Raw genomic sequence first — 22,975 nt, 5'->3', positions numbered from 1 at the left:
CAGGCCAGATGCCCGTGCCGACGCCCCCTCGTGACCGTCCGGCTTGACGCCGTCCGCAGCCAGGAGCCCGTATGACCGCCGTGTTGACCGGCCTGACCGTGTACCCGCTCAAGGGAGGTGGCGGGACGCCCCTGACCACCGCCGAGCTGGTGCCCACGGGGTTGCGGCACGACCGCGAGTTCATGCTCGTCACCCCCGAGGGACGGTTCCTGTCGCAGCGGGACCTGGCCCGCATGGCGCTGCTGCGGCCGTCCTACGACGGGGAGGTCCTGACGGTGAAGGTCGCCGACCCGTCCCTGGCCGACGCCCCGCTGGTCCACAAGGCGACCGACGCGGGGCCGGTGCGCGAGGTGTACGTGCACCGCTCCCAGTGCCTGGGCATCGACCAGGGCGATGAGGCGGCCGGCTGGTTCTCGGCGCTGCTGGGGACCGACTGCCGGCTGGTCCGCTTCACCGGCCACCGGGCGACGCGCCGGGCCGACGGCCGGGTGGCGTTCGCCGACGCCTACCCGCTGCTGCTGATCTCGCAGGAGTCGCTGGAGGACCTGAACGGGCGGCTGGAGCGGCCGGTGCCGATGAACCGGTTCCGGCCCAATCTGGTGGTGCGCGGGCTCGGGGCGTTCGGCGAGGACCGGGTGCGGCTGCTGCGCATCGGCGAGACGGTGATCGAGCTGGTCAAGGCGTGCGCGCGGTGCGTGGTCATCACCACCGACCAGGAGACCGGGGAGCGGGGCCGCGAGCCGCTGCGCACGCTGGGCTCCTACCGGGCCATCGGCCGCGGCATCCGGTTCGGGCAGAACGGGGTGCCCCGCACCGTGGGCACCCTCCGGGTCGGTGACGCGGTGGAGGTCCTGGAACGGCGGCCGGCTTGAGGGCGCACCCGGCCGACGGCATCCGGCGCCCACCATGGCGAGCTTTGAGGACACGGTGAAGGCGGCATGAAGCATCTGCACAGCGGCAAGGTCCGCGACCTGTATGAGCTGCCGGGCGGGGAACTGCTCATGGTGGCCCGGGACACCATCTCCGCCTACGACTTCGTCCTGGAGCCCGTCATCCCGGACAAGGGGAAGATCCTCACCCAGCTGTCGCTGTGGTGGTTCGAGCAGCTGGCGGACGTGGTGCCCAACCATGTGATCTCCACCGAGCTGCCGGACGGCGCCCCGCCCGAGTGGGCGGGCCGGGCGGTGGTGGTGCGCCGGCTGGAGATGGTGCCGGTGGAGTGCGTGGCCCGCGGCTATCTGACCGGCTCGGGGCTGAAGGAATATCGGCGCAGCGGCTCGGTGTGCGGGGTGCCGCTGCCGGAGGGGCTGGTGGACGGTTCCAAACTGCCCGAGCCGATCTTCACCCCGACCACCAAGGCGGCGCTGGGGGCGCACGATGAGCCCATGACGTTCGCCGAGGTGGTGAGCGCGGTCGGGGCCGAGGTGGCCGAGCGGCTGCGCGAGGTGACCGTGGAGATCTACCGGCGGGGCGCGCGGCTGGCCGCCGAGCGCGGGATCATCGTGGCCGACACCAAGATCGAGCTGGGCTGGTCGCCGGAGGGCGAGCTGGTGCTGGCCGACGAGGTGCTGACCCCCGACTCCTCCCGGTTCTGGCCGGCCGACCGGTGGGCGCCGGGAGGCCCGCAGCCGTCGTTCGACAAGCAGTTCGTGCGCGACTGGCTGACCTCGGCGGAGGCCGGCTGGGACCGGGCCTCGGGGGATCCGCCCCCGCCGCTGCCGCCGCACATCGTCGAACGCACCCGGGCCAAGTACATCGAGGCCTACGAACGGCTGACCGGGCGGGCCTTCGGCTGAGCCCGCGGCGGCGGCCCGGCGTGTCTTGACGGGAACCGCCTCTTGGCAGGAACTTCGCAGGGAACGGAGCTTTCGGCGGTGAGAAGCCCTCCGACGCCGGTCTCGGTACCGGTCCCATCCGCGCATCCGGGCCACGGCCGCCCGCCGCGTGGCCGCACGGGCCACGGGAGGGTGACGGATTCACTGAATCCCACCGGCCGAACAGCGGTAACTTGGGTGGATCGGTTTACCTGAGACCTGGTTTGCACACCTGCGACATGGGTCACATTCGGAACGCCGGAGGGTACGAACCTTCCGAAACGTTCCGCGATCTAAACAGCTGAAGGACGGCCCTCCAAAAGGGGGGCGCAACGGGCATCCGGACCGTCCGCACGGTGGTTTACTACAAGAGCGCACAGGCGGCGGCGTGCCTGGCACTCGTGACCCGCCGTGGACGAGCGGGTGGCCGGTAACCCAACACCCGCATCCCATAAGGAGCTAGGCGCAATGAGCATGGGCCACGAGGTTCGGTACCGTGTGCGAGGCGGCCGCAAGCTGCAGGGCACCGTCTTCATCCAGGGCGCGAAGAACGCCGTGCTGCCGATGATCGGCGCGGCCCTGATGGCCACCAAGGGCCGCACGGTGCTGCGGAACGTTCCGATCATCGAGGACGTGCGCCGCGCGGTGGAACTGGCCCAGGCCGTGGGCGCCAAGGCAGAGCTGCACGAGGCCGAGCGCACCCTGGTGATCGACGCCTCCACGCTGAGCAGCCCGGTGCTGCCCGCCGAGATCGCCTCTCGGTTCCGCGGCTCGTTCCTGTTCGTCCCGGCGCTGCTGCACCGGCTGGGCGAGGCCGTGATCGAGGGCGTCGGCGGCTGCAACCTGGGCAGCCGGAACCTGGACTTCCACTACAACGGCTTCAAGCGGATGGGGGCCACCGTCACCGAGCAGGTGGACGGCGACGGCAACGGCGTGATCTACATCAAGGCCGGTGACCTGCGCGGCGCCACCCTGTACTGCGACACCCCCTCCCACACCGGCACCGAGAACCTGGTGATGGCCGGGGCGCTGGCCAAGGGCACCACGCTGATCAAAAACTGCGCCCTGGAGCCGGAGGTGCTGGACAACATCGAGTTCCTGCAGCGGATGGGGGCGCGGATCTCCGGCGGCGGCACCGGGTTCATCACCGTGGAGGGCGTGGAGGAGCTGGCCGCCGTCGAGCACACGGTGATGCCCGACCGCATCGACGCCGGGGTGTTCATCATGGCCGCGGCCATCACCGGCAGCGAGCTCAGCCTGGTCGGGGCGTCCCTGGAGCATTTGGGGGTGGCCGCCGACAAGCTGGAGCAGATGGGGGTGGAGTTCCACCAGGAGGGCGCGGTGCTGCAGGTGCGCCGGGAGCGGCCGCTGCGCCCGATCAACGTGATCACCGACGAGTACCCCGGTTTCGCCACCGACCTGCAGTCGCCGATCATGGCGGTGTCCTGCCTGGCCGACGGCCCCAGCTACATCTATGAGCGGATCTTCGACGGCCGTTTCAAGCTGGCCGGGGAGCTGACCAAGATGGGCGCCAACATCGAGGTGAACGGCAACCGCGCCAAGGTGTTCGGTCCCACCCCGCTGCACGGCGCCGAGGTGGTGGCGCACGACCTGCGCACCGGCAGCGCGCTGGTGCTGGCCGGGCTGAGCGCCGAGGGCGAGACCGTCATCACCCAGGCCTACTACCTGGACCGCGGTCACGCCCATGTGGCCGAGCGGCTGTCGCAGGTCGGCGCCGACATCGTCCGCGAAGTGCTCTGAAGGCGTCCGGGGCCGCCGGCCCCGGACGCCGCCGGCGGGGCATGATGGTCCCGCAGCCTCGGCGCCCGGCCGGGCCGGGCGCCGCTTCGGACGGGCGGCTGCGCCGTCCCGGTCCGGCTTCCGAAGGTTTCCCGCTCAAGCGGTGGTTTCGGGCGACCGCAAAAAGTGACCCCTCGGTCATCAACAGGCGCCGAGCGCGGTCACCGCCTCAACGGTTCCGACATTTCGGGCACTCGACAACAATCTAGGCAGCCTTCCCGAAACCTGACCAGAACGTTGACAAAGCCCTGACAACCCCTCTCCGGACCTCCCGTCGCGATCAGCCCTCAGGGCAGGGATCTTTCCGGACAGCGAAACTTGACCGCCGAACTTCGGACATCCGAAGATACCGGATTGTGTCTGTCCGTATGGTAACAAGTTACTGACCAAGGGGTCCCATAGGTTACTTTTTCGCCGCACTCTTGATTCGATTTCGCGTCTGGGCGTCACACTTCGTCGCCCTGACCCGATCTGCCCAATGAGGAATGAATCGCGGGAACTGCGGTGCTGGGTCAGAAGGCAGGGGCGGCAAGCCATGAGTCAACGGTTGGGCGGAGCATGCGCGAACGCGCACGACCGCAAGGGGCCACCACCCCACGGGGGAGGTCGCCTATGAGCGCGTCGAGATCGACCGGTTCGACACCGGACTTGACCATCGGTGTGGTCGGCCCGCATGACTTGGTGGAACGCGTCATGCTCATGGGCAACCACAGCTCCACGCCGATCCCCAGCAGGCTGGTCGCCGCGGCCTACCGGGACGAGCAGGAGGCCGCCGACAAGGTCCTGCGGCTGGGGTCGGCCGTGGACGTGTGCCTGTTCGCCAGTCCGGTGCCCTACGACTTCGCGCGCAAGGCCGGGGTGCTGACCATGCCGGCCACCTACGTGCCGCTGAACGGGGCGGCGCTGCAGGGCGCGCTGCTGCAGGCGGCCCTGGACGACCGCTACGACCCCGCCAAGGTCAGCATCGACGTGCTCACCCGTTCCGACGTCGAGGAGGCCTATAGCGAGATCAACCTGGGCATAGAGAACGTCCACCTGCGCGAGGAGGCCGCCGGCCCCGGCACGCTGGCCGCCTTCCACGAGCGGCTGTGGCGGCGCGGCATCACCACCGTGGCGATGACCTGCGTGCACGCCACCGCCGAGCGGATGGAGATGGCGGGCGTGCCGACGATCCGGGTGCGCCCCACGGGCGCGGCGATCCGCAGCTCCCTGCAGACCGCCGCGCTGCTGGGCGCCCACCACCGGCTGGAGGAGTCCCAGCTGGTGGTGATCGTGGTGGACGTCCCCACGCTGCGCGAGACGCCGCGGCGGGTCACCCCGCGCTACTGGCGGGAGGAGCTGAAGCTGGCGCTGCACCGCACCCTGGTGCAGGAGGCGCACCGGATGAACGCCTCGGTCTGGCCGGTGGACGACCACAGCTACCTGGTCACCGCCACCCGGGGCTCGGTCTCCGCCGTCACCGAGGGCTTCCGCACTCCCCCGTTCGTGGACCGGGTCCGCGAGGAGCTCGGGGTGGCCATCGAGGTCGGCATCGGCATGGGCCGCACCGCGCACGAGGCCGAGACCCACGCCCGTGCGGCACTGGCCCGCTCGCAGACCTCCCAGCGGGCCCAGGGCTTCGCCCTCGACCGCGACGGCCGGGCCCTGGTCCCCGCGCCGCGCACCCCGCCGCGCACGCAGCCGCAGCCCAAGCCGAAGGGGCTGGAGATCCTCGCCCGCCTGGCCGACAAGATCGACGCCGAGAACGGCGGGCGCAACGGCGACAGCCAGCCCCTCATCGTGGACGCCGAGAACGCCGGCCGGATGCTGGGGGTCACCCCCCGCACCGCCCGCCGGCTGCTGCGCACCCTGGTGGAGGAGGGCCTGGCCTGGCCGCTGCCTCCCAACCGGACCCCGCAGCCGGGCCGTCCCCGCCAGCTCTACCGGCTGATCGTGGAGAAACTCGGCCCCAAGGCCACCACCTGACGGCCCGTCCACCGGCCGATCGCCGTCCGGGGACCCCGCCCCCGGTCGGCTTCGTCCTTTCTAGGGCCGTTCAAACGGTTTCCGCCTCCTGCGGCAGGCAGAGCCCGCCGATAGAGCGAGTTCGTTCGCTTCACCCCCCGGCTCGCCGAATACGCAGGCGATCGCACCAGACGTCCCGCCTGCAACCCGCACCCCAAGCTTCGCCTCCGCGACCGTCAGCCCGATCGGCTACGTTGATGGCGGTCCGCCTGCTTCATGCGGGCACGGGCCGCGGATCGCACAGGAAGCCGATCATGTCGTGACAACCAGAGAGACGGGCGGAACGTCTGACCTATAGCGGTCGCCTCCGAAAAACGGACGCAAAGTAGCGGCGATACGGTCAAGCGCACCGTACCGTCTCTGTCGTGCCACTGCCCGACGCGACGGTGGCCCCGAGGAACGGGACGGTCGAAGCTGCTCGGAGCGAAGGGTGTGATGTGAGCGGAGAATGGGCGGTTGCGGGGTATCGCCATATCCGTGAGCTCGGAGAGGGCAGCGTCGGACGGGTGATGCTCGCCGTCCGCAAGTCCACCGGCACCCCCGTCGCGATCAGGTACCTGCCGCCGCAGCCGCCCGGCCGGCAGGCGTTCCACGACGAGGCACGGCTGATCGCCGGGCTGGATGACCCGGGGCTGGTCCGGCTGCACGAGTACGTCACGTCCCCGCACGGCACCGCGCTGATCAGCGAGCTGGTCGACGGGATCAGCCTGGAGCGGATCATCAAGGCCGAGGGGCGCCTGGCGCCGGAGGCGTCCCTGCTGGTGTGCAAGGCGGTCCTGCTGGCGCTGGCCGCCGCGCACCGCAGCGGGCTGACCCACGGGTCCGTCAGCCCCGGGAACGTCCTGGTGGACGACGAAGGCACCTGCAAACTGGCCGGGCTGGGCGTCATCGCCGGCGGCGGCACGGCGGCCTCGGCGGGGGCGGAGCGCTACCGGGCGCCCGAGCTGGCCGCCGGCGGCCCGGTGACGACCGCCGCCGACCTGTACTCGGCCACCGCGATCCTCTATGAGTGTCTGACCGGGGAGCCGCCGGTCTTCACCGGCGGACGGTGCGCCGGCCCGATCGGGCCGCAGCTCCCCCAGCCCCTCGTCTCCCTGGTCACCACCGGACTGGCCGCCGACCCCAACGAGCGTCCCGTCACCGCACCGGTCTTCGTGAGCCGCCTGGAATCCGTCGCGCTGGCCGCCTACGGGCCCGCCTGGGAGCAACGCGGACGGGAGCAGCTCAGTGAGCGGGCGTCGGTGCTGAAGCTGCTGTTCCCGCTGTCGCGCAAACTGGTCAGCGACGAGCAGGCCCGGGCCATGCTCAACGGGCGCCGCCGGCGCTCCCGCGGCAGGTTGCTGATCGCACTGGCCGCCGCCCTGCTGCTGGTGGTCGGCACGGGCGCGGTGGTCTACGCCTCCGGCAAGAACGCCCGGGGCACCGGTGAGGCGCTGCCCGGCGTCTCCGAGACGGGACCGGCGCCTCCCGTGGAGTCTTCTGCACTGCCCGGCTTCGACGCCGGCGAAAGCCCGGCCGTCAAGGGCGGCCGCTCCGCCACCGGCGGGGCGGCGAGCATCGGCATCGACCGGCCGAGCGCCGGCGCCCCCACCGGCAGCAGCCCATCCAGCGGCCCGGCCGTTCCGCCCGGCAGGCCGTCGAGCCCGCCGAGCCCCCCGCCCACGCCGAGCCCGTCCCCGTCCGCTTCCTTCGAGGCCACCGCCGTGGAGATCGTCGGGCTCTCCTTGGACGAGACGGGCACCACCGCCACCGCGCAGGTGAAGGTCACCGCCTCCGGTGCCGGCACGGTCACCCTCACCGTCCAGTTCTACGCCGATGACGTCGCCCATGGCGCTCCCGAGACCGTGACCGTGACGGTGCCGGCCACTGGGAGCACCACTGTGGAGGTCACGCACTCCTACGACGCGTGCCCCGCTGTTTACGCGGGCCAGGCCAGTGCGTCCCCCGGCAGTGCCCCCTCCCACCGCCTGGCGGCCGAAGGGGAGTGCGCCTAACGGGCGCAAGCTCAGCGGTTGCGGTGCGGGTAGGCGGCGGCCACGGCCAGGAACGCGTCGTTCTCCTCGGGCGAGCCGATGGAGACCCGCGCGCCCTCCCCGGCGAAGGGACGCACGCTGACGCCCTGGGCCTCGCAGGCGGCCGCGAAGTCCAAGGTCCGCTCGCCCAGGCGGAGCCAGACGAAGTTGGCCTCGGTGGGGGGCACCGACCAGCCCTGGTCGCGCAGGGCGCTGACGACCCGGTGGCGTTCCTTGACGGTGCCCTCCACCCGTTCCAGCAGCTCGTCCTCGGCGGCCAGGGAGGCGATGGCGGCGGCCTGGGCCAGGGAGTTGACGCTGAAGGGCAGCATGGTCTTGCGGACCGCGCCGGCCACCACCGGGTGCGCCACCAGGAAGCCCACGCGCAGCCCGGCCAGCCCGTAGGCCTTGGAGAAGGTGCGCAGCACGGCCAGGTTGGGGCGGTCGCCGTACAGGGTGAGGCCGTCGGGGACCTGCTCGTCGCGGATGTACTCGCGGTAGGCCTCATCCAGGACGACCAGGCAGTCGGCGGGCACCCGGTCCAGGAAGGACTCCAGCTCGGCGCGGCGCACCGCCGTGCCGGTGGGGTTGTTGGGGTTGCACACGAAGATCAGGCGGGTCCGCTCGGTGATCGCCTCGGCCATCGCGGCCAGGTCGTGGGTCTCCTCCCGCAGCGGCACCTGCACCGCCTGCGCCCCCGACAGCGCCACCAGCACCGGGTAGGCCTCGAACGACCGCCAGGCGTACAGCACTTCGGCGCCGGGCTCGGCCACCGCCTCCAGCAGCATCTGAGTGACGCCCACCGAGCCGCAGCCCACCGCGATGTGGTCGGCGGGCACCGCAAAGCGCTCGGAGATCGCCTCGATCAGCGCGGTGGCGTTGTTGTCGGGGTAGCGGTTCACCCGCCGCGCCGCCTCACCGATCGCCTCCAGCACCGACGGCAGCGGCCCGAACGGGGACTCGTTCGACGACAGCTTGTAGGACCGGCCGTCCGGGGAGACCGCGGTCTTGCCGGGCTTGTAGGCGGCGAACCGGTCCAGCACGGAGCGGAAACGAGGAGTGGCGACCTCAGGCACCGTTGCCCTCCAAAGGTGACGGGTGACGTCCCAAGACTACGCCGCCGGCGGCGTCATGGACGCGGGCGCAGCATGGGCGGGCGCAGCTGCTCGGCGTCGCCCCGCCGGTACAGCTGGGCGGGACGGCCGCCGTCGCGGGTGGTGGTGCGGCCGGTGGGGATGAGGAACCGGTCGGCGCCGGTGACCTTGCGGTGGAAGTTGCGCGGGTCCAGATGGGTGCCCCAGACGATCTCATAGACCCGGCGCAGCTCGGCCACGGTGAACTCCGGCGGGCAGAACGCGGCGGCCAGCGAGGTGTACTCCAGCTTGGCGCGGGCCCGTTCCACCCCGTCCCGCAGGATCCTGCGGTGGTCGAAGGCGGCGCGCTCGTTGTCGAGCTCGTCCACGCTCCGCCACAGCACCTGGGCGCGGGAGGAGGCCGGCAGGTCGGGCGCCAGTCCCAGGTAGGCGACGCTGACCACCCGCTGGCGGGGGTCGCGGTCGGGGTAGCCGTAGGTCGCCAGTTGTTCCAGGTGGATGCGGACGTCGGCCAGCCCCGCCCGTTCGGCCATCAGCCGGGCGGCGGCCACCGGCAGGTCCTCATCCAGCTGGATGAACCCGCCCGGCAGCGACCAGCATCCCTCATAAGGCGGCCGGTCACGCCGCCAGGTCAGTGCGCACAGCCGCTGTTCACGGACGGTCAGCACCACGAGGTCCACGGAGACTGCCAGCCGGGGGACGGTCATGCTTGAACGTTATCGGCCCCGGCGGGTCCCCTGGTCCCATCGCTCCTTTTCACCGAACCTTTTCCGGCCGCAGCCGGGGAGAACGGCGTGACGCCGGGGCGTCCTCCCGGCGCCACGCCGGCGGGCCGGTGCGCGGTGAGCGCTTGTCAGGGCAGGATGCGTTCGGCGTGGTCGTAGGTCTGGCGGGCCAGCTGCTCGGCCTCGGCGCGGGTGGCCGTCGGCCCGTACAGGGCGATCGTGGCCAGGTAGCCCCGGCCGCGCAGCACCACGTACCAGGTCTTGACCGCGGTCTCGTTGAGGGTGCTGGCCACCCCGACGATGCGCGAGCCCAGCCCGGTGTCGCCGGAGCCGGCCTCCACCACCTCGTGCTCGGCCCACTTGCCGTTGATCTTGGTGCGGAACTGCTTGCACTGCTCGGGCATCCGCACCTGCACATGCCGTTCGGCGGTGGAGTTGGGCACCGCCATCAAGGTGGTGGACACCGAGTGGCCGCCGCCCTTGGAGAAGATGGCGACGGCGGCCGGCACCGTGCGCAGCTCCTCGTCGAGGGCGACGGAGGCGCCGGTGACCTTGGCGCAGCGGGGTTTGTCGTAGGTGACCTGGCGCTGCAGTTGCAGGAAGTTGGCGATGCTCTTCAGCGAGGCGTACTCGCCGGCCTCCGGCTCGCCGGTGCGCCGGTATCCGGACAGTTCGGTGGGCAGCGCCTGGCGGAGCTGGTCGGAGGTGTAGCCGGTTCCCGCGGGGGCGGCGCGTTCGCTTTCCTGATCGGCGCCGGCCTTGCCGTCGCCGCTCTGGCCGCCGCACGCGGTGGCCAGAGCGGCGCAGGTGAGCACACTGAGGAAGAGGGCATTGACGCTACGTGACGAAGCCATGCCCGCGACCTTACTGATACCTCTGGCGAGACACGCCGGTGACGACGTTTTGGTGGCGGTCAGGAGACGTCGGCGTTCTCGTTGTAGACCCCGGCGTAGTCCTGGCCGGACAGCTTCTGGATGGTCTCGACGATCTCGTCGGTGATCACGCGCCGGGCCTTGGCCGGGGGCAGGTCGCGGTAGTGGGAGAAGTCCATCACCGGGCCGATCCGCACGATCGGGCGGGGGCGGCCGGGCCAGCAGATGCGCGGCAGGCGGCGCCCGATGGGCTGCAGGATCTCGGTGTTCTGCAGCCCGATCGGCAGCACCCGGGCGCCGGAGGCCAGCACCAGCCAGCCGGTGCCGGTGCGGCCCCGGTACAGCCGGCCGTCCCGGGAGCGGGTGCCCTCGGGGTAGATCGCGAAGGCGCCGCCGTTCTCCAGCACCTTCAGGGCCTGCTCCAGCGCCCCCATGGCGGCCCGCCGGGCGCCCCGCTGGATCGGCATGTGCCCCAGCGTGGTCAGGAACCAGCGGATGAAGCGGCCTTTGAGCCCGGGCTGCTCGAAGTATTCGGCCTTGGCGATGTAGGTCACCGGCCTGGGGATCGACAGCGGGATGATGAAGCTGTCGATGAACGACAGGTGGTTGCTGGCGATGATCAGTGGCCCGTAGGCGGGGACGTTCTCCAGTCCTTCGACCTTTGGGCGAAATAGCAGGCGAAGGATCGGAGCCACTACGCGCGACATGAACGTGTAAAACACCCAGCCTCCCGAATTCCGCACCGCCACTGTAACGTGCCCGGCCAACCGGCCCCGAACCGCATCGCCGTTGTCGGCTCTGCACAGGTCAAAGGCCCGATGGGGGTGATTTCACACACATTGGCGGGCGCTCCGGGAACGCCGGGGGAAATCCTCTTCGGTACTGGACGGTAAGTCCAGTCCTCACCAATTCCTACTGGCCAGTAATCCCTACTGGCCGGTAAGAATTCCGCGCGCTCAGCCGCACCCTTCGAACTGCGGCACATACGGGTTGGTCCGCAGGCTGGTGCGGCCGAACCACTTGTCCAGCAACCTCCGGGCGGTGCCATCCTGGTACATCTGGGTCAACGCGGTGTTGATCGCCTCACACCCGTCGATATCGCCCTTATGCAGCCCGATCCCGTACTTTTCGTCCGAGATCGGGGCATTGATGATCTTGACCCTGTCCCCGTACCGGGCGGCGAACCCGGCCAGGATCAGATCGTCGGTCGAGACCGCGTCCAGCTCGCCCGACAGCAGCCGGTTCACGCAATCGCTGTAGGAAGAGGTCTCCACCAGCCGTGCCGGGACCTTGCGCTCCTCGGTCACCCGCCGCCAGGAGTTGGAGCCGGTGACCTTGCACAGCCTGCGGCCGCTCAGGTCGCGCACGTTCCTGACGGCGCCGTCGCCGGCCCGCACCAAGGTGTCCTGGTGGGCGACGTAGTACGGCCCGGCGAAGGTCACCTTGGTCTTGCGGCCGGCGGTGATCGAGTAGGTCGCCACGATCATGTCCACCCGCCGCTCCTGCAGGGCCTGCTCCCGGACGCTGGAGGGCGTCTCGACGAAGGTGATGTCCTCTTCGGCGAACCCCAGCCTGCCGGCCACGTACCTGGCCACGTCCACATCGAAGCCCTCGAACGTGCCGTCCGGCCGTTTGAGGCCCAGCCCGGGCTGGTCGGCCTTCACCCCGATCCGCAAGGTGGACTTGTCCAGGATCGAGCCGGCCCCGCCGGCGTCGCAGCCGGCGAGCGCGACGGCCGCCAGGACGGCCGATGCCGCGGCGGCCGCCCTACGGCCGGCGATGCGGGACGAACGCATGATCGCAAACCTCCGATGCGGCTTCAGCGGTACTCGGCCAGGCGGGGCCGGACGCCGAGGAGAACCAAGACGGCGATGACGGCGCACGCACCGGGCAGCGCCACATGCCAGCCCCGCAGCCTGCGGTCGCCGTCGGCGATGGCGCCGGTGAACGCGGTGCGGTGCTGCTCGGCCAGCCGCACCAGCGCCGCGTCGTAGCGTTCGAACGCGTCGGCCTGCAGATGCTGGGCGAGCGCCTCCGCCGGCCGGCCGGCGGCCACCAGCTCCCGCAGGCGCCGGTCGCCCTCCTGAAACGCGCGGTACCCGGTGAGCACCTCGGCCAAGGCCCGCGCCCGGGAGGTGCCGGGCTCGGCCCGCCGGGCCTGGTCGCCGAAAAAGCCCAGGAAGTCCACCTGCGCCCGGCCACCGGTCACAAAGCGCTCCACGGCCGGGCCCACCCCGGCGTGATAGTCGGTCAGGCTCTTGGTGCGCTCGGCGTCCAAGTACAAGATCGCCTGCGATTTGTCGAAGTAGACCTGCTCGTAGGTGTCGGCACGAGCGGGATCCAGCAGGTAGCGGCTCTCATCGGCGTAGGCGCTGTTGCTGATGGCCCGGGCCCGCGACAGCGCCAGCACCGAGTCGAACCCGTCCCGTTTGGCGCTCTGCAGCCGGCCGGCCAGCGAGTCCAGCAGCCCGGCCGCCGGCAGCGTCACCGCCAGCACCCCCAGCGTGGCCAGCACCAGCGCCGGGTTGAGCAGCCGCCGGAACCGCCGCGCCAGATACCACTGGAGGACCAGCAGCGCGGCCACCACCGCCAGCCCGGCCGCCAGCACCCCCACCCGGCCGGCCCGCACCGACCAGTGCTTGCTCTCGTAGGTTTTGCGGACGATCGAGCCGCTCTCCAACGTCAGGTTGTAGGCCTGCGGCAGCAGCTCCAGCTTCATCAGCTCGCCGGCCTGCCGGTACAGCTCCAGCACCCGCGGGGACGGCCGGCCCGCCGGGTGCGCGTACTGCGGCTCCTGGTCCAGTTGCATGGCCTGGCCGGCCAGCCGCTCATAGCGGCCCAGGCCGTCCAGCACGGCCTGCACCGTGCGCCGCTCGATGGGGTCGTCCCCGGCGAGCTGGGCGGCCTGCAGCAGCGCCCGGTTGGCCTCGCTGCGGCGCTGCTCATAGCGCTCCAGCGCGGCCGCCCGGCCGCGGCCGAGCCGGTGATCGCGGCCCAGCAGCAGCACGGTGGCGACCTGGGCGTCCATGTCGCTGAGCGCAAAGAACAGGTCGCCGGTGACCATCACCTGCGGCCCGGCGTCGTGCCCGATGACCTCCAGCCCGGTGCGGGCGTTGCCGATCGCCCAGCTCGCCGTGCCGAACAGCGCCGCCACCGCCACCAGCACCACCGCGGTCAGCGCGCGGATGCGGGCCGGGACGGTCCGCAGATGCAGCCGGCGCCGCGGCCGCGCCGGCGCCCCCGGGCGGCGGGTCGCGGCGGACGGATGGGGCGATGCCGGCCGCCGCACCGTGCTACTCACGCCTTCGTCATTCCTTCCGCAGGGTGATGGTGGTCCATGCGCCGACGTGGATGCGGTCGCCGTTCTTCAGCGGCACCTCGACGTTGCAGGCGATCGGCTCGGTCGATCCGTTGATGGTGGTGCCGTTGGTGGAGCCCGGGTCCACCAGCGCCCAGCCGCCGTCCGGGCGGGCCAGCAGCACCGCGTGGATGTGCGAGACCCCCGGGTCCGCCGGCGGGATGCTCAAATCGATCTCGGGGACGAAGCCGCGCGAGAGGCTGCGGCGGCCGATCCGCACCTGCGGGCCGACCAGCAGGTACCGCCGGTCCGGCGCATAGGGCGGAAAGGTCAGCGCGGCGGCGTCCGGTCCCATCTCGGCCACCACGGTCGCAAAGTACTCCCGGTCGGCCGACACCACCGCCGACCAGCCTCCGGAAACCGCCGGCCGGGCCGGCTGGGGCGGCGGCCCGCCGCCCCGGTTGCCGGTCTCGAAGTCGTATCCGCAGGTCTCGCAGAACCGCCCGCTGCGCGGCGTGCCGTCGACCGGGCACGGCTCCGGCGGCGGCTCGGCCGGCCCGGAGGCGGTGGACGCCGCACCGGCCATCAGCTCACCGCAGACGTCGCAGTAGTCCTCGGCGGCGGAGGAATGGCCGTTCGGGCAGTGCGGCATGGCCTCAGCCTCCGTCCTTGCGGGTGCGCACCGTCTTGGTGGAGCGGGTCTCCAGCGACATCTCGTCGGCCTTTTCGACCTTCTTCTTCAGCCGGACGGTTCCGGTGACCGGGTCGATGACGTCCACCACGTTGCCCAGCAGCTCCTCCATCTGCCGGTTGCCGGCCCGCCGGGCCAGCTGCACCGCACGGCCCAGCCGCGCGGTCGCCGTGTCCAGATCGCCCTCCCGCCGCGCGTCCAGGCCCTCCTGAATGGCCTCGGCCAGCTCCTCCTGCCCGGTGTAGTGGGCCACGCGGGGGTTGATCCGAGTGGATCTGGCCTCATCATCGGTCCACTCGGCCAGCACATTACCGGTGGCCGCCACCCGTTCGCCGCCGGCGCCGTCGGGGACGACCAGCTTCACCCAGGCCGCCCGCATCTGCCGGCCCACCTCGCCCGGCGGGACCTGCACGCACAGGTGGTAGTCGCGGATCTCCTCGCCCCACGCCCCGGTCGGGTAGTCCCCGGTCTGCGGGCCCGAGTCGGTGCGTTTGCCGGTCAGGTCCTCCAGGGCGGGCGAGACCTGCTTGATGAACTTCAGCGTCCCGTGCAGGGGCGTCCAGATCCGCAGCGTCACATCCGCCACCGTCTTGCCCATGGCGTTTTCGGTCATGGCCCGGAAGTCGGCCGCCAGGTCGCGCGGGTCGGCCACGATGTCCACGCTGCCCAGCAGCGCAGAAGCGATCTTGCGGAGCTCGGCCACCCTCCAGTCGGTGCCGACTCCCCGGCAGTCGCACACGAAACTCCCGGACACCGCCCGCAGCGCGGCGTCCAGCTCCTCGGCGGTCTCGTGCTGGTTCTGGCCGTCGGTCAGCAAGATCGCATGCCGCACCCCGCCGGCGCCCTGCCGGGACATCAGTCCGTGGGCCATCCGCAGCCATGAGCCGATGGCGGTGCCGCCGCCGGACGTCAGCCGGCCGATCGCCTTCTTGGCCTCCTTCTTGGTGCTCGCGGAGGCCACCGCCAGCCTCTCCCCACCGGGGTAAACCGGCTCGGCGCGGTGGAAACCGGCGATCACGGCGAAGTGCACGCCGTCGCGCAGCGTGTCCACCGCCGTGCGGGCCGCCCGCTTGGCCTCGGCCAGCTTGCCATCGGACGCCATGGAGCCGGAGGTGTCGATGATGATCACCTCGGCGGCTTCGGCGGCGCCCCCGCCGGGCGGCGCGGACGAGCCGGTGGCCTCGACGGTCACGATGGCGTGCACCTCGCCGCCGCTCACCGGCAGGTAGCGGTTCTGGTCGACTTTGATGGTGAACTCCGGCATCCCGGTCACCTCCCGGTCTCGCCCCGCACCAGAGCCTCCGCCCTTGCGGGAGGGGTTTCGGCGTCCCCCGGCGGGAAGGGGATCAGCACCACCGTCACGTTGTCATGGCCGCCCGCCTCCAGCGCCGTCCGCACCAGCGACCTGGCGATCTCCAGCGGCGACCCGCTCGCGCAGCGGCTGCGCGCGCCGTGCACGGCCTCGGCCAGCTCGGCGGCCTCCGGCAGGTAGTTCCACAGGCCGTCGCTGCACACCACCACCACGCCGGACCCACCGGGCCGGAAGGTCTCGGCGCGCGGCGTCACCTCCCCGGCGTCGGCGCCCAGCCAGGCGGTGACGGTGTGGGCGCGGTGGTCGGCGTACGCCTGGGCCCGGGTCATCAGGCCCCGCTGCACCATCTGCGCCGCCCAGGAGTCGTCGACGGTCAGCGCGGTGGACGGGCGGGCGCCGCCGCCGCCGGAGATCCAGTAGGCGCGGCTGTCACCGGCCCAGCCCACGGTGACGGCGCCGTCGCCCACCACGACCGACACGTACGTGCAGGCGGGCGCGTCGTAGGGGGAGTCGGCCAGCGCGGTGACCGCCCTGGCCGCCCGCGCCAGCGCCGCCCGGGTGGCGGTCTGCGGGTCGGCTCCCGCGGTGAGCTGGGCGACGAGCATGGCCGCGCCGGTGTCGGCGGCGACCTTGGAGGCCTCCTCGGGACGCGGCGCGGAGGAGACCCCGTCGCACACCACCGCGATCACCTTGCCGGCGGCCGTGGCCACCGCCATGGCGTCCTCATTGCGGCGGTAGCGCAACCCCCGGTCGCTGACCCCGGCGGCACCGGCGATCTCGATCTCCAGATGCTCGCGTCCGCTGGGCTGGCGCACCCCGCACCGCTCGCAGTAGCCGTCCTCGCTGATCTCGGCCGCACCGCACTCCACGCACGGCGCTCCGGCCCGCTTCGGCTCGGGCTCCGGCACGGCGCCCCCCGCCGCGGACGGAGGGCCGTATGCGACCGTCGACGGAAGGTCCCATTCCCACGCCGTGGAGTCGGCCGGGGGAGGCGGCGCGGACGCGGCCTTCTCCTCTTTTTCCGGGCCCGGTGACGCCGCGGCAGACCCGCCGCCGTCCCCGGGCCCGGGATGGGGCGCCGAAGGGCGGGCAGTGGAGCTCGCTCCGCGCAGGAACCGGCCGCACGCTTCGCAGAACTGGTCGTCCGCCGAGACGGCCTCGGTGCAGCCGGGGCAGCGGGTGGCCGCCGTGGGTTCCATGATCCCTGCCTCGATCCGGTCGCCTGAGCACTCGTTCACAGCAGCGTCCGCGGCCGCACGCGATTGGCCCGGTTCACCAGCCGGTGCCTGGTCTCCACATCGTCGGACAGGCGGGCCAGGCCGCGGTAGAGCTTCTCCAGCCGGCGCCGCAGCGGGCCCTCCTGCAACGGGACGCCCAGCACCTGCGGCGCGCCCTGCCCGGCGGAGGAGCGGTGGGCCAGCGTCCAGCTCAACGCGGCCTCCAGCACCTCGGCGGCGGCCCGCTGGTAGCGTTCGGCGTCCAGCTGCAACGCCTCCAGCCGCCGCCCGACCGCCACCAGCTCGGCCGGGTTGAGCTCGGCGGGCGGGCGGCCGCGCACGACGGCGGCCACCGCGGCCAGCTGGGCGGCCGCATGGTGGCTGGACACCCGCGGCACCGAGTCCAGCACGGCGACGGCCCCGGCCCGGTCCCCCAGCGCCAGCCGCACCCGCGCCGCCCCGAACGCGGCGCTGACATAGCCGGGATCGGTGCGTGCCACCAGGTCGTAGTAGAGCACCGCCGCCGGCAGGTTGCCGTTGCGCTCGTGGGCGAACGCCAGCGCCAGCTTGGGCGGCTTCTCCCCCGGCATCAGGTTGCACAGGTCGTCGAAGATCGCCACGGCCGTGGCGCGGTCGTCGGCCGCCAGCGCCGCCAGCCCCCGGTACCAGTCCAGCCGCCAGTCCTCGGGCCGCTCGGCCGCCAGCCGGTCCAGCAGCTCCACGGCCTCGCCCAGCTTGCCCTGCCCGATGCGGGCCCGCACCAGCATCAAGGACACCTCGGGCGAGGAGACCGGCGAGTAGGCCAGCGCCGCCTCCAGGTCGGCCGGGTCGCGGGCGGTCAGGCCGGACAGGAACCCGGCGGCCGGGTCGGCGGGGCTGACCTGCGGCACCGGCAGCGCCGCGGTGGCGGCGCGCACATCCAGCGCGGGCAGCACCGCGCTCTGCCCGCTGCCCGCTTCGTCCGCCGGCTCGAGCAGGGTGGCGCCCGCGGCCTGCTGCTCGGTGCCGAACAGGGTGGAGGGGGCCGGGCGCGGCCGGCCGTCCTCGGCGGCCAGCACCTCCCGCAGCACCCCGGTGAGCTGCTCGGCCATCTCGGCGGCGTCCTGGAAACGGGCCCGCGGATCGGGGTGGGTGGCCCGGCACAGGAACCGGTAGAACGACTCGTGCCGCATCAGCAGCGGCACCTCTTCGCGCGGCGGCAGGCTGTGGGCGTAGCGGCCGGTGTAGCCGCGGAACGGGAAGCTCAGCACCGCCAGCGTCCGGCCCACCGTGTACAGGTCGGAGGAGATCGACGGGCCGTCGGTGGGGACCTCGGGGGCCTGGTAGCCGATGGTGCCGAAGATCGGGCTGTCCTCGTCGTCGATCCGCCGCACCCCGCCCAGGTCGATCAGCTTGAGCTGCTCTTCGGACTGGATGGCGTTGTCGGGTTTGAAGTCGCAGTACAGCAGGCCGCGGCTGTGCAGGTAGCCCATGGCGCGCAGCACTTCCAGCCCGTAGGCGATCACCTGGGGCAGCGGCAGCGACGCCTCCTCGCCGTGCTCGCGGCGCAGCTGCGTCACGATCTCCTTGAGCGACTTGCCGCCGACGTACTCCATGACGATGTAGCCGACGGGCTGCTTGGTGTGCGGGTCCGGGTGCTGCACGAAGTTGTAGATCTTGACGATGTTGGGGTGGTCCACCTGCGCCAGGAAGGCGCGCTCGGCCGTGGCGGCCCGCATGGCGTCGGCGTCGCCGGAGTCCAGCAGGCCCTTGAGCACCCGCCAGCTGTCGCTGACGTTCTTGTCGCGGGCCAGGTAGATCCAGCCCATCCCGCCGAAGGCCAGGCAGCCGAGCACCTCGTACTGGCCGCCGACCAGGTCGCCGGGCCGCAGCTTGGGGGTGAAGGAGAACGGGTGCCCGCATTTGCGGCAGTAACCCTCGGTGCGTCCTGGGCGGCCGTCCCGGCTGCGGCCCACCGGCTCGCCGTCCACGCTGCAAAAGCGCCGGTTCTCGGGCACCTCGGGGTTGCGCATGATGGCGGTGGCCGGGTCCCGGTAGGGCACCGGCGGCACCTCCACCAGGCCGGCGCCGAGCATGCCCCGGCGGGAGGAGCCGGTGGAGGCGGTACCGCCGGTGCGCGCGCTGCGCCCGGAGGCGGTGCGGCCCGAGCCGGTCGCCCCGGATGCGCCGGACGGCTGGGAGGGGGCGGGAACGCTGGGGCGAGTGGGCGGGGCGGGTTGCCCCCCGGGCGCCCCGCTGACGGCCGTGGGCTGGGCGGGAACGGGTTCGGGGGCCAGGCCATCGACGTTGCAGAAGCCGTCCTCGATGTAGCCGGGGCAACCCGGCCGGGTGCACTTTTCCATCAGTCCGTCCCCGTTTCGAGGGATCTGAGCACACGCTGGTACTCAGCCAGCACGACGGTGGATCGTTGCAGATCGCAAGGGGCCGTCCACAGCAGCGAGCGGGCCCGTTCCTGCAGGCGCACCAGCTCGCCGTGCTCGGCCAGGCCCAGCCGGGCCGCCTTGACCTGGTAGGCCTCCAGGCGTCCCCGCAGCTCGTCGCGGCGCTCCAGCAGCCCGACGATCAGGTGGCGGCTGCGTTCGGCCTGGCGCAGCGCACCGGCGACGGCCTCTTCCAGCTCGGCGACCTCGCCCGCCAGTTCCGCCCAGCGGCCGGCCCGCCGCAGCCCGTCCAAGGAGGCCAGCCGCTCGCGCAGCCGCGGGGCGGGGTCGGCGGGCTCGCTCACCCCCGGGGAGGCGATCTTGACCTGGACGGTGCGGTAGTCCCGCCGCGCCCGGCGCACCACCTCCTCCAGCTTTTCCAGGGACGAGGTGAGCTCGCCGATTCGCCGGTCGTAGTCCTCCCGCAGCCGGACGGCCTCGGCCAGGGCGCGGCGCGCCGCCGCCAGGTCCGAGCGCAACGCCTCCAGGCGGGCGGTGTCGGCCTTGCCGTCGCGGGCGAGCGCCAGCGGGTCGGTCCGCACGGTCTGCCCGACGGCGGCCAGCTCCCGGCCGATGCGGTCCAGTTCGGCGTCCCGGCCGCGTCCCAGCGACCGGGCCAGCCGGGTCGCCTGCCGCCACTGCTCCTCGAGTTCGCCCAGCGGGCCCAGCAGCGCCTCCCAGGCCGCGTCGACCGTGGCGACCAGTTCGGTGACCTCGCGGTAGGCCTCGCTCATCCGGCGGACGCTCTCTGCCAGCGTGCAGCGTTCGCCGGTGGGGTCGAGGAGAGAGCGCCGCCGCAGCGAGACCTCCTGCGGCAGGAGCTTCACCGACGGCCCGGACAGCAGGCCGGTCAGCTCCCGCAGCACCGCCGCAGCGGGCCGCGGGTGCCGTTCGCGCAGCGCCTCGGCCTCCTCCAGGACCCGCTGGTAGGCGTCGAACAGCCGCCACAGCGTGGCCAGCCGGTCGGTGGCCTCCTGCCAGCGGCGACGGGTCAGCCCGGTCAGCCGGCTGCCTTCGAGCAGCCGGTAGCCGGGGTGGTTCTCCAGGTCGTACAGGGCGGTGGAGATGCGGTCGCGTTCGTCGCGCAGCGACGCCAGAGCGCGGTCGATCTCGTCCCGGCCCAGGGGCGCCGCGCCGTTGTCGCTCACTGCCGCTCCGCGTGGTCCCGCCGACTCCGTTACGCCTCCCACTTGGGGCGCCCTTGACGTAAGTATCGTCCAGCCTGGCAGGGGTACCGCCGATCTTCTGTGGCGGGTGACACGAACCGGCCGAATCACCGGGGCACGGTATTCGGACGGCGATGACCGGCTCCCCGATCATTCGGGTTTCATCGACAAAACGGGCAGGACACGTCGCATCGTCCACCGAGGCGCGGCCTGCTCAACCTCGGGGGACGTCTCTCCTGATGACGACATCGGCTCCTCTCCGGCGCGGCGGGCTGCTGAACCTGCGCCGGCGGGATATCGACCTCGACGGTGCGACCATCCACATCACCGGCTCGGCGGCCTTCATGGGTGGCCGACGTGTCGAGGGGACGACCGAGAGCAGCCGATCCCGCGTCGTCGGCATCACTGCCGGATACGGTCAAGGTTCCAAAGGCTCACCGCGGGCGTCAGACCGCCGAGAAACCCGAAACCGGGGGAGTCTTGGCACTCCACCGATGATCACGTGTTCCGCCCCGCCCAGGGTGGCCCCGCTCACCCCGACACGGTCTCCTCGCTGGTGGCCAACCTGATGAAAGCCCACAACGCCCCGAAGGACGGGGCCTCCCCCGGCCGAACCGCCGCCGCATACCCGGCTGCATGACCTTCGCCACATCCACGCACGCTGCTCCTGGCGGGCGTCTCCGTCGGGTGACCGCCCGGGCCGGCCACGCCGATCCGGGCGGTCACGCTGCGGGTCTACGCACACGTGATCAACGAGCAGCTCGTGGAAGCCGCTGGGATCTTCGCCGCGGCGGTCGGGGAATCCGTGGCCCGAGCGGAGTCCGCTGTTAGCAAACCTGTTAGCAAAAGGCCCCTCGCGGTGATCGCGAGGGGCCTTTGACCTGCTGCGCAGCCGAGAGGATTCGAACCCCTAACCTTCTGATCCGTAGTCAGATGCTCTATCCATTGAGCTACGGCTGCTTGGCTCCTGGTCTGTCTGCCAGGTGCGTGGTGCTGGTGAAGAGTCTAGCAGGTCTCTGCCCTTGCCTAGACCCGTTGCTCCTGTGCACCACGGTGCTCTCAAGTCTAAGACAGCCTGCGTCGTGGTCCAATCGATTCGAAGCTCTCGTTCGGTGGCTTCAAGGCGCTCGCGCCACGGGAGAGGGCCCTGTCCGGATGCCCGGGGCGGTCGTGGGACGTGACGAGGCGGCAGGTGGCCCAGGCCTGTGCTCCAGCCGATGAGGCCGGGGTGAGGACAGGCCCGGTGACTCATCACCGGGCCTGCGGCTTCCCGGCTGAACCGCTCTCGTGGGCTCGCGTCAGCGGTGGCTTCCGCCCTCGAGGTCGAACCTCAGCTCGGGGTAGTCGGTGATGTCCATGCCATATCGGCGGTAGACCTCGACCGTGTTGATGCCCGTCAGCCTGCCGTGTTCGATGCCCAGCCTGTCGGCCGCCGCGAGGACGGCTTCCTTGGACGGGCCTTCGAGCTCCAGGTAGGGCGGGATGAGCGGCCACTCGTCCACCTCCAGGTGCACCTCGCCGAGCTGGAAGCTCGTGCGGCGGTTCTCCTGGTAGGACTTCGGCTTGTATCCCAGCTCCTGCAGAAGCAGGAGCGTCTGGTCGAAGTCGTCCACGGAGACCTCGACCTCTTTGGTGCCGTCGATTCCGTCATGGACGATGTGCTTGACGGCGAGGGTCGCCCTGACGCCGTCGTCTCGCAGCCGCATCCACCGCGCCGGGTCGGGCGGAGTGTCGATGTCGAACACGTACCGCCGCTGCAGGCGGTCTTCGGACGTGCGGCGCCCGCCGGCGGACTCGATTCGGCAGGCCATCTCTTCGGGATCGATATCGAGGAGCTTGGCCTCGAACTCGACGAGCGTCATGCCATACCTCTCAGTGAACCGCCAGAAGGCGGTGCCTGCGCGCCGCCGACCGGGGCCGACATCAACCGGTGGTCAGCCGCTGCTCGCAAGTTCCTCTCCGTGAACCTTCTCAGCACGTTGTCTCTGCCGACCAGGCAAGAACACAACAAGGAGCCGACGACCCTTATTCGTAGATCCACAACCGACAGTGTCCCGACAATTTCGGCTGAACCAACCGCCCACGCAAGCTTCTCCTTGAAGCGGCGGATTAGTCACCCGCCGGCAGAGGCACACGAAAGCGGTGAGGCGAACCTCGAATACAGGGCTTGAGCAAGGCCCCCGGAGGTCCGTCCACCGCTTCCTCTGGTCGTCGTGTTTCCAGTTCAGAGCCCGATCTGGTCGCTCCAACAGGCGAACGCGGGGAAGTCTTCCGCCGATACGTTCATTGCCTTCGCGGCCCAGCCGAAACAATCAACTCCCCTAGAGGAGTCAAGTGATATCCCCTGCAATCCGATGGCTGAATTCAGCCATCGGCCCACTGTGGAGATGAGCTCCTTCCGCCGCCATTCGCCGTCACACCAGAATCCCGGACATCCATGACCCACCTGGTTCCCGCCCCGGTAGCAAGCTTCAAACGGCATCCAGCCGACTCCACTGATAAAGCGACCATCACACCGACCATACGCAATCCACTCAAACCCGTCCTGTC

The 22,975-nt window shown here is 71.5% G+C and carries 17 protein-coding genes and 1 tRNA gene; 5 read left to right on the top strand and 13 right to left on the bottom strand.

The features are described from left to right. Window positions 1-71 precede the first annotated feature (71 nt). From BUE48_RS00955 to BUE48_RS00935, 5 genes are all read left to right on the top strand, one after another. Window positions 72-872 (top strand): MOSC domain-containing protein, encoded by an 801-nt coding sequence (locus BUE48_RS00955; RefSeq protein WP_012850584.1) that lies wholly within the window; start codon window positions 72-74, stop codon window positions 870-872. A gap of 66 nt (window positions 873-938) precedes the next feature. Next, the gene (locus BUE48_RS00950) at window positions 939-1,796 is read left to right on the top strand and encodes a phosphoribosylaminoimidazolesuccinocarboxamide synthase (protein WP_286988358.1); all 858 of its coding nucleotides are present in this window, start codon (window positions 939-941) and stop codon (window positions 1,794-1,796) included. A 492-nt stretch (window positions 1,797-2,288) separates the two neighbouring features. Beyond that, entirely contained in the window at window positions 2,289-3,575 is a 1,287-nt protein-coding gene (gene murA, locus BUE48_RS00945) for a UDP-N-acetylglucosamine 1-carboxyvinyltransferase (RefSeq protein ID WP_041440490.1), read from the top strand. 732 nt (window positions 3,576-4,307) lie between these two features. Next, window positions 4,308-5,579: a transcriptional regulator gene (locus BUE48_RS00940; RefSeq protein WP_174315338.1), complete on the top strand. Its 1,272-nt coding sequence runs from the start codon at window positions 4,308-4,310 to the stop codon at window positions 5,577-5,579. Between the two features lie 404 nt (window positions 5,580-5,983). Then, window positions 5,984-7,612, top strand: coding sequence for a protein kinase domain-containing protein (locus tag BUE48_RS00935; RefSeq protein ID WP_342610166.1), 1,629 nt, complete (start codon window positions 5,984-5,986; stop codon window positions 7,610-7,612). Window positions 7,613-7,623: 11 nt separating this feature from the next. On the opposite strand, the gene hisC is transcribed toward BUE48_RS00935, so the two are convergent. From hisC to BUE48_RS00870, 13 genes are all read right to left on the bottom strand, one after another. Beyond that, window positions 7,624-8,706: a histidinol-phosphate transaminase gene (gene hisC, locus BUE48_RS00930; protein ID WP_286988357.1), complete on the bottom strand. Its 1,083-nt coding sequence runs from the start codon at window positions 8,704-8,706 to the stop codon at window positions 7,624-7,626. A 53-nt stretch (window positions 8,707-8,759) separates the two neighbouring features. Beyond that, window positions 8,760-9,431, bottom strand: a complete 672-nt coding sequence (locus BUE48_RS00925) for an NUDIX hydrolase (protein WP_012850578.1) — start codon at window positions 9,429-9,431, stop codon at window positions 8,760-8,762. A 146-nt stretch (window positions 9,432-9,577) separates the two neighbouring features. Next, window positions 9,578-10,303: a hypothetical protein gene (locus tag BUE48_RS00920; RefSeq protein ID WP_012850577.1), complete on the bottom strand. Its 726-nt coding sequence runs from the start codon at window positions 10,301-10,303 to the stop codon at window positions 9,578-9,580. Window positions 10,304-10,362: 59 nt separating this feature from the next. Next, entirely contained in the window at window positions 10,363-11,043 is a 681-nt protein-coding gene (locus BUE48_RS00915; RefSeq protein WP_012850576.1) for a lysophospholipid acyltransferase family protein, read from the bottom strand. Between the two features lie 234 nt (window positions 11,044-11,277). Continuing rightward, a complete protein-coding gene (locus BUE48_RS00910; RefSeq protein ID WP_286988355.1) occupies window positions 11,278-12,117 on the bottom strand; it encodes a glutamate ABC transporter substrate-binding protein in 840 nt (279 codons plus the stop codon). 23 nt (window positions 12,118-12,140) lie between these two features. Continuing rightward, window positions 12,141-13,622, bottom strand: coding sequence for a GlnX family signal transduction membrane protein (locus BUE48_RS00905; RefSeq protein WP_041439146.1), 1,482 nt, complete (start codon window positions 13,620-13,622; stop codon window positions 12,141-12,143). Between the two features lie 7 nt (window positions 13,623-13,629). Then, window positions 13,630-14,271, bottom strand: coding sequence for an FHA domain-containing protein (locus BUE48_RS00900; protein WP_012850573.1), 642 nt, complete (start codon window positions 14,269-14,271; stop codon window positions 13,630-13,632). A 4-nt stretch (window positions 14,272-14,275) separates the two neighbouring features. Continuing rightward, the gene (locus BUE48_RS00895) at window positions 14,276-15,574 is read right to left on the bottom strand and encodes a VWA domain-containing protein (protein WP_012850572.1); all 1,299 of its coding nucleotides are present in this window, start codon (window positions 15,572-15,574) and stop codon (window positions 14,276-14,278) included. 5 nt (window positions 15,575-15,579) lie between these two features. Next, window positions 15,580-16,491, bottom strand: coding sequence for a PP2C family protein-serine/threonine phosphatase (locus BUE48_RS00890; protein WP_353745264.1), 912 nt, complete (start codon window positions 16,489-16,491; stop codon window positions 15,580-15,582). 365 nt (window positions 16,492-16,856) lie between these two features. Then, the gene (locus BUE48_RS00885) at window positions 16,857-19,181 is read right to left on the bottom strand and encodes a serine/threonine-protein kinase (RefSeq protein ID WP_012850570.1); all 2,325 of its coding nucleotides are present in this window, start codon (window positions 19,179-19,181) and stop codon (window positions 16,857-16,859) included. Continuing rightward, window positions 19,181-20,407: a hypothetical protein gene (locus BUE48_RS00880; RefSeq protein ID WP_286988353.1), complete on the bottom strand. Its 1,227-nt coding sequence runs from the start codon at window positions 20,405-20,407 to the stop codon at window positions 19,181-19,183. Before BUE48_RS00880 ends, BUE48_RS00885 begins: the two co-directional genes overlap by 1 nt. A gap of 905 nt (window positions 20,408-21,312) precedes the next feature. Continuing rightward, window positions 21,313-21,385: transfer RNA gene (locus BUE48_RS00875), tRNA-Arg, on the bottom strand. Between the two features lie 338 nt (window positions 21,386-21,723). Beyond that, window positions 21,724-22,287, bottom strand: a complete 564-nt coding sequence (locus BUE48_RS00870) for a class IV adenylate cyclase (protein WP_286988352.1) — start codon at window positions 22,285-22,287, stop codon at window positions 21,724-21,726. Window positions 22,288-22,975 lie beyond the last annotated feature (688 nt).

The sequence above is a fragment of the Thermomonospora sp. CIF 1 genome, assembly GCF_001896795.1.
GTDB classification, from domain to species: Bacteria; Actinomycetota; Actinomycetes; order Streptosporangiales; family Streptosporangiaceae; genus Thermomonospora; species Thermomonospora curvata.
This window is presented reverse-complemented; position numbering and strand designations above follow the sequence as displayed.